Genomic DNA, 13,973 nt, shown 5'->3' with positions numbered 1-13,973 from the left:
GTTGTACAGGGGGAATTATGCGTCGATGGCTCTATCGTTTGCACCTATGGATGGTTCTGCTGCTGTTGATTGCAGCCTGCACCCAAGCTGACGAATCGGGCGGCAACCAAACGCTCGGCTTACGTACCTTAACCGGCAATGCTGCGGTTTTTGGCACAATTGAGTTGGCGATCGATACCAATATCAAAGTTGCCAATCCTTACGATCCAAATCAAATCGATCTAATGGTGAGTTTTATCTCGGCAACCGGCCAAATTTATCGCGTGCCAGCCTTTTGGTATCAAGATTTTGATCAACTTTCGCTGCAACCCAAAGGCAACCCTGAATGGCGGGTACGCTTTACGCCGAGCGAACCAGGGGCATGGCAAGTAAAGGCCGAGCTAGCCAAGCCAGCGCTGAGCAGCGACGTGATTACGATTGAAGTTTCAGCGAATAAGCAATCGCCAGGCTTTGTACGGATCAACACCAGCAATCCGCGCTATTTCGCCCGCCAAGATGGCACCTTCTTTATGCCAATCGGCCTCAATTTGGGCTGGTCAACCCAACAAGGCACGGGCATTTTGCGCGAATATGAACACTGGTTTGATCAATTAAGCAAAAACGGTGGCAATATTGCGCGAATTTGGATGGCCTCATGGTCGTTTGGCATCGAATGGCAAGATACCGGCTTAGGCGATTATTCCAAACGCATGCAACAAGCGTGGATGCTTGACCAAATTTTCAAATTGGCCGAACAGCGCAACATCACAATTATGTTAACGCTGATCAACCATGGCGCATTTAGCACCACCACTGATTCAGAGTGGGCCAGTAATCCGTATAACGCTGCGAATGGCGGGCCAATTGCCGAGCCGCGCTTGTTTGCCACCGATATTCAATCGCGCGAAGTGTTCAAGCATCGAGTGCGTTACATCGCGGCTCGTTGGGCACATTCACCCAGCCTATTCGCTTGGGAATGGTGGAACGAAGCCAATTGGACACCAATCAATGATGCTTTGATGCAGCCATGGATCAGCGAAATGACCCGTCATTTGGCCCAGTTTGATCCCTATCAACATTTGGTTTCAACCAGCTATGCCAGCAATACCAGTACCTCGATGTGGGTACAACCAGAGATCAACTTCACCCAACACCACGATTACACAGGCCGCGATTTAGGCCAAGCCTTCCCCTTGGTAATCCGTGAGTTGAACGCGGCAGCACCACAAAAACCAGCCTTGGTCAGTGAACTTGGCTATGCTGGCACTGGGCGCGACGAGGTAATCAATCGGGATGTTTGGCAGTTTCATCAAGGCTTGTGGGCTGCGCCATTCAGTGGCTTTGCTGGCAGCGGCATGTATTGGTGGTGGGATACTTTGGTCGATCCCGACAACTTGTGGAGCGAATACAGCAAGTTGGCCGAATTTTTCAAAGACCAAGATCTCACGATCTACAGCCCAGTTGTGGCCCAAGTTTCACCGTTGAAAGCGCGGGCCTTGGCCTTACAAACGCAATCGCAGGCTTTAGTCTGGGTGCGCAGCAACGAATACGAGCCTGAAGCATTAACCAAAGCCTATGAAGAAGCGCTCAAAAAGCGTGAATTTAACGATACATGGGAATATGTACCACCAACCTACGCCGATTTGACGCTTAAGTTGAATGGGCTTGAGGCCGGCAGCTACCAAGCAACGTGGTACGACCCGCAAACTGGCGCATGGTCGCAACCAACGACGGTAACCCTTGAAGCCGACGCAGCCAGCATTGCGGTGCCAAGCTTCAACTACGATTTAGCCTTGAAATTAGTCAAGCAATAAACCTTATTGCGGGGCAAGCATTGGCCATGTAGGTGTTGGGTCGTCGCTATCAGTTGCACAATTATCAATCAGTGGCGTGCGTGATAGTGGCGCTCAGCGGCCTATGTGGCTTTTTATTGGCAAAAAATAGCCCGAAGGATGGTTTCATGCCACATTATGGCTTCAATTTACAATGGATGTATCATTATGTTCCAGGCAAGTTGCCAGCCGAGCCAGACCATAAAGCCTTAACCTGGATCGCCAAACAGGGCTTTAATTTCATTCGGATTCCAACCAATTATTGGTTTTGGACTCGCGATTGGCACTATACCAATCCCGATGAGACGATCATCGGGTATATTGACCGTTATATCGCAGCATGTCGTGAATATGGCCTGCATGTCAGCCTAAATTTGCATCGAGCGCCTGGCTATTGTATCAATGGGAACGATCTCGAACGGCATAATTTATGGCTGGATGCCGAAGCTCAGGCAGGCTTCGTGTGGCTGTGGGAGTATTTCGCCCAACGCTACAAGGGTATTTCGGCTAGCCAATTAAGCTTCGATTTGCTCAACGAACCGCCCAATGTCGATCAGTATGGCTTGACGCGACTCAACCATGCGGCGATCATGCAACGGACGGTCGCAGCAATTCGCGCAATCGACCCACAACGGGCGATTGTGATCGATGGGCTTGGTGGTGGGCACTTGGCAATGCCCGAACTCGCTGATTTGGGCGTAACCCACAGCGGTCGCGGCTATCAGCCAATGGCGGTGAGCCACTATCAAGCAAGTTGGTGGGATGGTCACGAAGGTTTAGCGGCACCAACCTACCCTGTAACCTGGCACAACCATTATTGGGATCGGGCCGGCTTAGTTGAATTTTACCAACCATGGCGCGACGTACAAGCGCGGAACGTCGCCATCCATATTGGTGAATTTGGCTGCTACAACCGTACCCCCAATGATGTTGCTTTGCGTTGGTTCCGCGATCTGCTCAGCGTTTATCAAGAATTTGGTTGGGGCTTCGGTCTCTGGGAGTTTGAAGGAGCATTTGGAATTATTAATCATGGCCGACCACATGCTCGCTACGAAGTTGTTGATGGCTATTCCGTTGACCGTGATTTACTCGATTTGCTCCTCGCTGCCCGTATACCCGAAGCGCCAGAAGGAATAAAATAATGGCGAATCTCGTAGATGGCGGCTTTGATCATGGCTTGCGCGAAATTTGGCAAGCCCAGTTTCGCGATGAAGTGTTGGGCAATATTTTGCCTTTTTGGGCAAACCACACGCTTGATCATGAGCACGGTGGCTTTTATGGCGGCTTAACCAACGATCTGACAATCCATAATGAGTTTCCTCGCTCAGCCGTATTATGTGGCCGGATTCTCTGGACGTTTGCCTGTGCCTATCGCATGCTTGGCGATCCCCGCGATTTGGCGGTGGCTGAGTATGCCTATGCCTACCTCAAACAGGCTTTTTGGGATCAAACATACGGCGGATTGTATTGGTCGATCGATGCCAACGGCCAGCCTTTGGCCGACCATAAACAAACCTATGCTCAATCGTTCGCCATCTACGGGTTGGCTGAATATGTCCGAGCTACAGGTGATCAGAGCGCCTTAGAATTGGCGCAAACCCTGTTTCACTTGATCGAAAATCATGCCTTTGATGCGGTTTATGGTGGCTATATTGAGGGCTGTGATCGGGTTTGGCAACCCTTGGGCGATAGCCGGCTGAGCAAGCTTGAGCCAGAAGCTCGCAAAACCATGAACACTATGTTGCATATGATGGAAGCCTATGCCAACTTGGTGCGGGTTTGGGATGTGGCTGATGTGCGCCAGCAATTGGCTAGCCTGATCGAGGCCTGCTGCGAACATATCATCGATCCGGTTCAAGGTCGTTTTCATCTCTTTTTCGATGACCAATGGAACCACCACGAACATGGCATTTCCTATGGCCACGATATTGAAGGCAGTTGGTTGTTGATGGAAGCCGCCCATGTGCTGGGCGATGCTCGGTTGATTGCCAAGACCGAAACTTTAGCCCTTGGCATGGCCGATGCGGTCTATCGCAATGGTCGCCACGCCGATGGCAGCATTATTCACGAACGCGCTCCCGATGGCTCAATTAATTTAGAACGCCATTGGTGGCCCCAAGCTGAAGCCGTTGTTGGCTTCTACAACGCCTATCAGGCTACTGGCAAACCTGAGTTTGCTCAAGCCGCCTATGATAGTTGGAGTTTTATTCAACGCTATTTTATCGACCACGATCATGGTGATTGGTTCAAAATTCTTGACGCTCAAAACCAGCCGTTGGGAGCGATTCCAAAAGTTGGCCCATGGGAATGCCCGTATCACCATGCCCGCGTTTGTTTTGAAATGATCGAACGTTTAGCTGAACACAATGTGAGTGTTCAGATGCGAGGGTAACTGCCATGCATTTTGATATGCCCTTAGAACAACTGCGCGAATATCGGCCTGATCGCAACGAGCCAGCCGATTTTGACCAATTTTGGCAAAGCACTTTAGCCGCTGCCCGCCAATATCCATTAAACGCCAGCTTTGAGCCTTACGATATGGGCTTGCCCTTGATCGAAGCCTACGATGTGACCTTCAACGGCTATGGTGGGCAGCCAATTAAGGGTTGGTTCTTGCTGCCACGCAATACCACCAAGCCAATTCCCTGTGTGGTTGAATATATTGGCTATGGCGGCGGGCGTGGTTTGGCGATCGATTGGCTGCTGTGGCCAACCGCAGGCTATGCCGTCTTCGCCATGGATAATCGCGGCCAAGGCTCGAATTGGCGCACTGGCGATACACCTGACACCGAAATTGAGGGTGGCAATCCCCAAATTCCTGGCTTTATGACCCGCGGCGTACTCAACCCACAAACCTACTACTACCGCCGCTTGTTCACCGATGCGGTGCGGGCAATCGAGGCCGCTCGTTCACATCCCTTGGTGGATGCTGGCAAAGTGGCTTTGGCAGGTGGCAGTCAAGGTGGCGGCATCTCGCTGGCAGCGGCTGGCTTGCAACCAGATGTTGCGGCAGTGCTGCCCGATGTGCCATTTTTATGTCACTATCGCCGTGCCACCACCATGGTTGATACCTACCCATATGCCGAAGTGGCCCAATATTGCGCCCGCCATCGCACCAAAATCGAGCAAGTATTCAACACCTTAGATTATTTCGATGGCATGCAATTCGCTGCTCGTGCTACCTGCCCAACCCTTTTCTCGGTTGGCTTGATGGATGATGTTTGTCCGCCATCGACCGTTTTTGCTGCTTACAACCATTATGCAGGGCCAAAAGAGATCACGGTTTGGCAATTCAATCGCCATGAAGGCGGCGAGAACTTCCAAACCTTGGAAAAACTCAAATTCCTTGCCAAACTGTGGGGCAACGAGGAACGCACTGCATGAGCGTGATCGAGCTCTATCCGTTGCTGACCCAAGCACGCTATGTCGAGCCAATTTGGGGTGGTCCCCAATTGGCTCGCTGGCTGCACTTGCCCGAAGCCGAGCAAAGCAAGCTGGGCGAAGTTTGGCAGGTCTACGATCAAAATCTGATCGTCAATGGCGCGTTGGCTGGCCAAAGTTTAGCCCAAGTTACCAGCCAATTTGGGGCGGCCTTGGTTGGCACAACCACCAGCGAACGCTATGGCAACGATTTTCCGTTGTTGTTGAAATTCATCGCCGCTGCCCAACCGCTCTCGGTGCAGGTGCATCCCGACGATGAGTACGCCCACAGCCGCGAGGCCGCCACCGGATTTCACGGCAAAACCGAGGCTTGGTACATTCTCGAAGCTGAAAACGGAGCCGAGGTTGTGCATGGCTTTCGCGAGGCAACCAATCGCCAAGCCTGCGAAGCGGCCTTAGCCACCAATACATTGCCCGATTTATTACGTCAAGTCGCAGTACAAGCAGGCGATTTGGTATTTGTGCCAGCCAAAACGATTCATGCGATCAATCCTGGGGTGGTGCTGTTCGAAATTCAGCAAAAATCAGATCTGACCTATCGGGTTTACGATTACGATCGGCGTGATGCTGCCACAGGCTTGCCGCGCCAACTGCATCTTGAGCAAGCTTTCGAAGTGTTGGATTTTGCGGCAACCGCGCCAGCCTTAGTAACACCAACCAAACTGAATGCTGAGGTACGTTTGCTGGTACGTTGTCCATTTTTCAGCTTGGAGCACTGGCAACTCAACCGCATCCAAGCACTGAGCACCTCGGTAACCAGTTTCGATTGTTGGACGGTGATCAATGGCGCTTGTAGTTTGGTTTGGGACACAGGCAGCCTTGATCTTAGCCATGGCATGTCGGTGATTGTGCCTGCTCAATTAGGCCAATACCAACTCTACCCTGAACCAAGCGCCGAATTGCTTCGGGCGTATGTGTAGCCGAGGGATCAGAGGTCAGGATTCAGGGATCAGCTATAAGGATTAGCTTTAGATCTGATCCCCGATCCCTAACCCCTGCCCCCTACTCTATAGCTTGCCACAACCAAATTGGTGGCAGAGAAAGCATCAATAATTCATGCAAAAGCTCGCATTGCAGCAGGCATGGCAGGCCAAACAACGTGATCCACAACGCACTGTGTTCGCTGATAGTACGAGTAGCGAAGGCTGGATGGCAGCGCCTGTGCCTGGAACAATTTACGAAGCCTTGATCGCCGCCGAGCGCATTCCCGATCCCTTCGATGGCTTGAATGAGCTGGCGGTGCAATGGGTAGCTGAGGTCGATTGGCTCTATCGTTGTGATTTTGAATTAACCGCTGAGCAAGCCAACCAACCAGCCGCCTTGCACTTCGCAGGCTTGGATACGATCGCCACGGTTTGGCTTAATGGTCAAGAAGTATTAAACAGCGACAATATGTTTGTGCCGCAACGAGTAGTGGTCAGTAACCAAATCCACGTTGGCGCAAATCAATTGCTGATCGAATTTCGCTCGGCGTTAAAGCATGGCCATGCCTTGCAAGCCAAAATGGGCCAACTCGGGGTGTGGAACGGCGATCCCAGCCGTTTGTATCTGCGCAAAGCCCAATATCATTATGGCTGGGATTGGGGTCCAGCCCTGTTGACGGCTGGTCCGTGGCTGCCCATCACCCTTGAATTGGGCGCAACTCGTTTGAGCGATCTGGCTTGTCCAATCAGCGTAGCTGATGATTGTAGCACGGCGGTTTTTGCTGTAACTGCAACCGTTGCGGATGCGCAAGCCGATACTGCGGTGCTGATTCAATTATGGAATCCAGCAGGCGAGTTAATCGCTGAAGAACAACAATTGGTTGTTGCTGGCAATGTCCAACATTCAATCACGCTTGATCAGCCAAACTTATGGTGGCCACATGGCTATGGTCAACAACATCGCTATCGCTTGGCAGTCAAGGTCTTTACTGGGCAAACGGTGCTCGATCAAAAAGAATTACAGCTTGGCGTGCGGCGTGTGCGCTTGGTGCAAGAGCCATTGCTCGATGAAACAGGCGAAACATTTTTGTTTGAAATTAACAATGTGCCAATGTTTAGCGGCGGAGCCAATTGGATTCCCGCCGATCTGCTGACCAATCGTGTAAGCAACGAGCACTATCGCCGCTTGTTGCAGGCAGCGGTTGATAGCCATATGTTGATGATTCGGATTTGGGGCGGCGGAATCTACGAAGTTGATCATTTTTACGATCTTTGCGATCAGCTAGGTTTATTGGTTTGGCAAGATTTTATGTTTGCCTGCGGCATGTATCCCGCTCATCCAGCATTTTTGGCCAGCGTTGAGGCCGAGGCAATTGCCCAAGTTCAGCGCTTGCGCCATCATCCCTCGATTGTGCTGTGGTGTGGCAACAACGAAGATTACCAAATTGCCCAAACTTTCAAAGCTTATGATCATAGTTTTCAGGGCGATTTCACCAAAACCAGCTTTCCAGCCCGCGAAATTTACGAACGCTTGTTGCCCAAAGTCTGTGCCAATTACGATCCGACCACAATTTATTGGCCTGGCAGCCCGTATGGCGGAGCCGATGTCTATGATAAAACCCGTGGCGACCGCCATACCTGGGATGTTTGGCATAGCACGATGGCTCCCTACCAAGATTATCCTAAATACGAAGGGCGTTTTGTCAGCGAGTTTGGAATGGAATCATGTGCAGCGTTGCCAACCTTGCTGAGCGTCATTCCTGAGCATGAGCGCTATCCCCAAAGCCGCACGGTCGAGCACCACAACAAATCGGAGGGTGGCGCACGCCGTTTGGCGGTGTATCTCAACGATACCTTGCGCTTTGAAAACACCCTCGAATCGTATGTGTATGCCACGCAATTGATGCAGGCCGAGGCTTTGGCGGCAGCCTATCGCGGCTGGCGACGACGTTGGGGCGGCGCAGGCCGCTATGCAGTGGCAGGAGCTTTAGTTTGGCAACTTAACGATTGTTGGCCAGTGATTAGTTGGGCCATTATCGATTCGGCCTTGCGCAAGAAACCCGCCATCTATAGCATTGGCCGCGAGCTAGCACCAATCAGCGCTGGATTACAGCGCAATGGCGCAACAATCGAGGCTTGGGTGGTCAATGGCACAATTGAATCAAAACTGGCAACGATTCAATTAACTGGCTACGATTTGCAAGGCAGATTACTTTTTGAGCAAACCATTGAATGTGAATTAGCTGCCAATCAAGCCAACCCGATTTCCAGCCTCAACCTAGACTTGACCGAACAAAGCGTGGTTGGCATGCAAGTCTTGATTGATGGAGTGGTTGTGGCGAGAGCCAGCGCATGGCCCGAGCCATTCAAATATCTCCCAGCCTATGATCCGCAAATTAGCGTCACCCGACTTGCCGACGATTGGCTAGAAATCAGCAGTCAACGCCCGGCCAAAGGGGTTTGGCTACAAACTGCGGCTGAAATCAATTGGAGCGATAATCTGCTTGATCTGTTGCCCAACCAACCGCAACGAATTCAAGCGTATGGCTTAGGCCAACAGCCAATTGACATCAAGTGGCTACATTGGGATCAAGAAAGAACATAGAGCATAGAACATAGAACATAGATTTTGATCCACGAAGGACACGAAGCGCACGAAGGATGAGTAGGCTATTGACATGTGGGTCTTGAATGATCCAATAGCCAATAGCCTACAGCCCATAGCCATTTATGCGCTACACTTCTATGCTAAAAAAATCCCCTTTGAATTACAAATCGCCTGAATTTCACCCCATGTTCCGCTAGCCCTCAGCCCATATATCGCCATTCAACGCTTTGCGCCTCTGCGTTAATTAATTTTCGATCCCCAACTCCTATGTTCTTTGCTCTTTGTTCTCTTCGCCTATTAATACTTTTTTGACAATTTTATTAAGATCATTTAACATATTTGCTATCCACCCCAAACCATCAAGCGACACCACTAGCAAGTGACAACGCCACCTGTGTCGAATTAGTGGCATTTGGACACTATCGAGCGAACAAGGTTGTTCGTGTGGTTGGTGCAATCCCTATCTCTACAGGAGGGTTCATGAAGCCGTCACGCATCGTTCGGTTGGTTGGTTCACTCGCATTAGCCGTAGGGCTGATGGCTCCGCTGAGTGCTTTAGGGCAAACGCGGCAGCCAGTTCAGCAAACGGAGCCGCTTGATCAATCGCGGGCCTATCATATTGAAGGCGTGACCACGCGCGAAGATCGCAATGCGATTGCCGCAACTGGTGCTTCGATTGATGCCGTTCATGGTAAGGTATTGGATGTTACCGCCAATGCCGAAGAAGCTGCGGCGATTGAGCGCTTAGGCTTTAAATTGGTCGAACTCCCTGAATTGACCGATTTTCCAGGCGCAGATTCGGCCTACCACAATTATGCTGAGATGACCAGCAACATTGCGGCAGTTGTTGCCAGCAAGCCGAGCATTGTGAGCCGCTTTAGCATTGGCCGCTCGTATGAAAACCGTGATTTGATCGCAGTTAAAATTAGCGATAATGTTGCAACCGATGAGAACGAGCCAGAAGCCTTGTTCATTGGCCAACACCATGCCCGCGAACACTTGACGGTTGAAATGACCCTGTATCTGTTGCATTTGCTGGTCGATAACTATGGCATTGACAATCGAATTACCAATATCGTCAATAGCCGCGAAATCTACATCGTCTTTAGCTTGAACCCTGATGGCAGCGAATATGACGTAGCCAGTGGCAGCTATCGTAGCTGGCGCAAAAATCGCCAACCCAACAGCGGCTCTTCCTACGTTGGCATCGACCTTAACCGCAACTATAGCTACAAATGGGGCTGCTGTGGTGGCTCAAGTGGTTCCACCTCAAGCGATACCTATCGGGGCACGGCGGCCTTTACTGCTCCCGAAACCCAAGCTATTCGCAATTTTGTCGCAAGTCGGGTGGTTGGCGGCAAACAACAAATCAAAACCTCGATTTCCTTCCACACCTATAGTGAGCTGGTGTTATGGCCATATGGCTACACCTACGATGCCTATCCCAGTGATATGCAGCGCGACGATTATGATGCGATGGCCGCGCTTGGCCGCAATATGGCCTCAAGCAATGGTTATACGCCACAACAAGCCAGCGATTTGTATGTAGCTGATGGTACATACGAAGATTGGGCGTATGGGGTACATCGGATCTTTGCCTATACCTTTGAAATGTATCCTCGCTCTTCTAGCCCAGGTTTCTACCCACCTGACGAAGTAATTAGCCGTGAAACCACTCGTAACCGTGAATCAGTCTTGTATTTATTGGAACAAACTGATTGTCCATATCGCGTGATTGGCAAAGAAACCCAATATTGTAGCGGCGGTGGAACACCAACTCCAACCGCTACGCCTGCACCAACGGCAACCCCAGGCCCAACCGCCACACCAAACCCAGTCGTCACCGTATTTAGCGATGATTTTGAAACCAACCAAGGTTGGACAACCAATCCCAATGCGACTGATACGGCAACCACCGGCGCATGGGAACGTGGCGACCCTGAAGCAACCGATAGCAGCGGAGCCAAGCAGCTTGGCACGACGGTCAGCGGCAGCAACAACCTTGTAACGGGCCGTTTGGCTGGTAGCTCAGCTGGAGCATACGACCTTGATGGTGGAGCGTCGTCAGTCCGTTCGCCAGCCTTCACCTTGCCAAGTTCTGGTAATTTGAGCTTGAGTTTCAGCTACTACTTGGCTCATGGCTCGAATGCAAGTAGCGCCGATTACTTCCGCGTATCGCTCGTCACCAGCTCAGGCACGGTCAAAGTCTTTGAAAAATTGGGCAGCGCAACCGATGTTGATGCTGCTTGGACAGCCGCTACTGTGAGCTTAAACAGCTATGCTGGCCAATCGGTGCGAATCTTGATCGAGGCTTCCGATGCCAGCACTGCTAGCTTGGTAGAAGCTGCTGTGGATAATGTTAGCGTTACCCAACGCTAACGCTCTAGCCCGGCGCAATTTCCAGCTAGCCCCGCCTGTGCCTAAACCACACAGGCGGGGTCTCTTTAACTCGTCATAATGTGGAAGGGCGTTTGACGCGAGTGGGTATCGCGCCTATAATGCGCTGTTGCGATGGGAGTTTCTTTAGGTATCTCTGGGTGGGCTGTATTCCTCGCCACGCCCATCCTTCACCAAACACGGAGGCAGCGTTCGTCGTGCGTAAGCAAGTAATTAGTGCCCTCGTCGTGACGATTGTGGCAGTTGCTTTAGCGACTTGGATTGTATTCTTTCCTAAGTCGTTCCAAAGCCTGACCGGTCGCGATGTTTCAACCCACTTAGGTCTCGACCTACAAGGCGGCTCGCAAATCTTTTTACGTCCCGCCGACCCTAACGAAGCCGATTTGGCCGCCAAACTCGAAAATGCCGCTGGTGTGATCGAGCGCCGCGTCAATGGCTTGGGCGTAAGCGAATCGGTTGTTCAAGTTGTCAACAGTGATAGTATTGTGGTCGAATTGCCTGGGGTCAAAGATCCTGCGGCAGCTTCGGAAGCGCTCAAAGGCGCTGGTAACCTCGAATTTATTGATCCTCAAGGTCAGTATTTGCCCGATGGCACCGAAGTTTGTACCACCGCTACACCACGTTACCCAATCACTGTGCAGTTGCCAAGCAGCGTCACTGGCACAACTGGGGTAACCACCACCGACAGCTTGAGTAGCACCAATCCGTTGTCATCAACCAATAATTTGACGACTACAACCCCAACTACGCCTACTGAGCGGCCTTGTGAAGCGCCCTATACCACGATTGCCCGTGGTAGCGATCTCGACACCAGCCAAGTTGCTTTGACAACAGATCAAGCTGGCCGTCCAGCAGTGTTCTTCCGCTTCCAAACCAACTCAGATTCAGCCACCCAAATCGCCAGCTTCACCAGCCAAAACATTGGCCGGCCTATGTCGATTGTGGTTGATAACCGCGTGATTTCAAGCCCCCAAATTAATGGCTCTTTGCCTGGCGAAGGGATCATTACCATGGGTTCAACTGGCACGACGGTTGCTGAGCAAAATTCACAAGCGCAAGCATTGCAAAACCAGCTCAAATATGGGGCTTTGCCAGTAACCTTGATCGAAGATAGTAACCGTAGCATCAGCGCAACCCTAGGCAACGACTCAATTGACGCAAGCAAAATTGCTGGCGCGATTGGCTTGATTGCGGTTATGCTGTTTATGTTGATGTACTATCGCTTGCCTGGCTTATTAGCCGACATTGCCTTGATCATCTACACCATCCTCTCGTTTGCGATTTACAACTTGGTTCCGGTCACATTGACCTTGCCAGGCATCGCAGGCTTTATTTTGTCGATTGGTTTGGCCGTTGACGCGAACGTGTTGATTTTCGCGCGGATCAAAGAAGAATTGCACCGTGGCCGCTCATTGGAACGGGCAGTCGAAGATGGCTTCAACCACGCTTGGCCATCAATCCGCGACTCCAACGCTTCAACCTTGATTACAAGCTTTATCTTGTATGTCTTGGGCAACGGGCTTGGCGTAAGTATCATCCAAGGCTTTGCATTGACCTTGGCCTTGGGGATTATCGTCAGCTTGTTTACGGCAATCACCGTTTCGCGCATGTTGTTGCGCTTGACGATTGATCTTGGGGTTTCGAATCCACGTTGGTTTGGGGTTAACCCCGAAGAAGATGCTGCTGAAGTGGCAGCCTTGTCGTCAGAGCAAGCTTAATAGTTGATTTTCAGCTATACCATCGATAAAGGATTGGGCTATGTTAGATTTAGTGCGTCGGCGCTATTTATGGTTTGCGATTTCAATCCTGACAATTATTCCAGGCTTGATTAGCATGCTGGTATTTGGTTTGAACCTTGGGGTAGACTTCTCGGGTGGTGCTCGCTGGGAAATTCACATCCCAAGCATTAGCGAAACCCGCGATGGCTTAGAAAACGATGTCAACGCAGTATTTGCTGAAAGTGGCATCGAAGGTGCGCGAACCCAGTTATCACAAGGTTCGACCAACAATCAACAATTTGTGATTGCCTTTGTGCGCTCAAAGTCGGTGCAAAGCGATTCGGCTGAGCGTAAAGCGGTGGAAACTGGCTTGACCAGCAAGTTCGGCGCTGATACACGGATCGAAACGGTACAAACCGTCGGTGAAACCGTGCGTGGGCGCTCAATTCGCAATGCGATTGTGGCTGTCTTTATTGCCTCATTGGCAATCATGGGCTATTTGTGGGCAGCCTTCCGTGGTACTCCCAACCCCATTCGCTACGGCGTGTGTGCAATTATCGCGATGTTGCACGACGTATTAGTCGTGATCGGGTTGGCTTCAATTCTTGGCTGGTTAATTGGCCTCGAAGTTGATGCACTGTTTATGACCGCTGTCTTGACCGTGATTAGCTTCTCGGTGCACGATACAATTGTGGTGTTCGACCGCGTGCGCGAAAACGTGCGCCGCTCAAGCGACGATTACGAACGGGTGGTCAACCGCTCGATCGTTCAAACCTTGACGCGTTCGATCAACACCCAATTTACCTCGTTCTTTACCTTGACCGCCTTGTTGCTGTTTGGTGGCGAAAGCATTCGCTCGTTTGTCTTGATTCTGTTGCTTGGTTTGATCAGTGGTACCTATTCGTCAATTTTCAACGCTGCCCAATTGTTGGTGGTGTGGGAAAATCGCGAATGGCGCAACTGGTTTGGCCGTGGCAAAGATAAAGTTAAGCCAGCCACCGCTGCCTAAATTGATCCTGCCCATCGCAGATCCAAAAATGCCCCGCTCGTTGTTACGAGCGGGGTTTTCTGTTAT

At 51.1% G+C, this 13,973-nt stretch carries 9 protein-coding genes; all 9 read left to right on the top strand.

From position 1 onward, the window contains the following. Positions 1-17: 17 nt before the first annotated feature. Positions 18-1,793: a DUF5060 domain-containing protein gene (locus LCH85_12965; GenBank protein MCA0352901.1), complete on the top strand. Its 1,776-nt coding sequence runs from the start codon at positions 18-20 to the stop codon at positions 1,791-1,793. A 146-nt stretch (positions 1,794-1,939) separates the two neighbouring features. Next, positions 1,940-2,953 (top strand): cellulase family glycosylhydrolase, encoded by a 1,014-nt coding sequence (locus tag LCH85_12960; GenBank protein MCA0352900.1) that lies wholly within the window; start codon positions 1,940-1,942, stop codon positions 2,951-2,953. After that, positions 2,953-4,203 (top strand): AGE family epimerase/isomerase, encoded by a 1,251-nt coding sequence (locus LCH85_12955; GenBank protein MCA0352899.1) that lies wholly within the window; start codon positions 2,953-2,955, stop codon positions 4,201-4,203. The genes LCH85_12960 and LCH85_12955 overlap by 1 nt, the downstream gene beginning before the upstream one ends. 5 nt (positions 4,204-4,208) lie before the next feature. Next, complete coding sequence (locus LCH85_12950; GenBank protein MCA0352898.1) at positions 4,209-5,195, top strand: acetylxylan esterase; 987 nt, start codon at positions 4,209-4,211, stop codon at positions 5,193-5,195. Next, positions 5,192-6,172, top strand: a complete 981-nt coding sequence (locus LCH85_12945) for a class I mannose-6-phosphate isomerase (protein MCA0352897.1) — start codon at positions 5,192-5,194, stop codon at positions 6,170-6,172. Before LCH85_12950 ends, LCH85_12945 begins: the two co-directional genes overlap by 4 nt. Positions 6,173-6,308: 136 nt before the next feature. Continuing rightward, a complete protein-coding gene (locus LCH85_12940; protein MCA0352896.1) occupies positions 6,309-8,780 on the top strand; it encodes a glycoside hydrolase family 2 protein in 2,472 nt (823 codons plus the stop codon). 483 nt (positions 8,781-9,263) lie between these two features. Continuing rightward, the gene (locus tag LCH85_12935) at positions 9,264-11,162 is read left to right on the top strand and encodes a M14 family metallopeptidase (GenBank protein ID MCA0352895.1); all 1,899 of its coding nucleotides are present in this window, start codon (positions 9,264-9,266) and stop codon (positions 11,160-11,162) included. 215 nt (positions 11,163-11,377) lie between these two features. Continuing rightward, entirely contained in the window at positions 11,378-12,898 is a 1,521-nt protein-coding gene (secD, locus tag LCH85_12930; protein MCA0352894.1) for a protein translocase subunit SecD, read from the top strand. 40 nt (positions 12,899-12,938) lie between these two features. Beyond that, positions 12,939-13,907 (top strand): protein translocase subunit SecF, encoded by a 969-nt coding sequence (gene secF / locus LCH85_12925; protein MCA0352893.1) that lies wholly within the window; start codon positions 12,939-12,941, stop codon positions 13,905-13,907. Positions 13,908-13,973: the final 66 nt, after the last annotated feature.

The sequence above is a fragment of the Chloroflexota bacterium genome, from assembly GCA_020161265.1.
In the GTDB taxonomy this organism is placed as follows: Bacteria; Chloroflexota; Chloroflexia; order Chloroflexales; family Herpetosiphonaceae; genus Herpetosiphon.
Note: the sequence above shows the minus strand (reverse complement) of the source record. Positions and strands in the feature narration are given on the sequence as shown.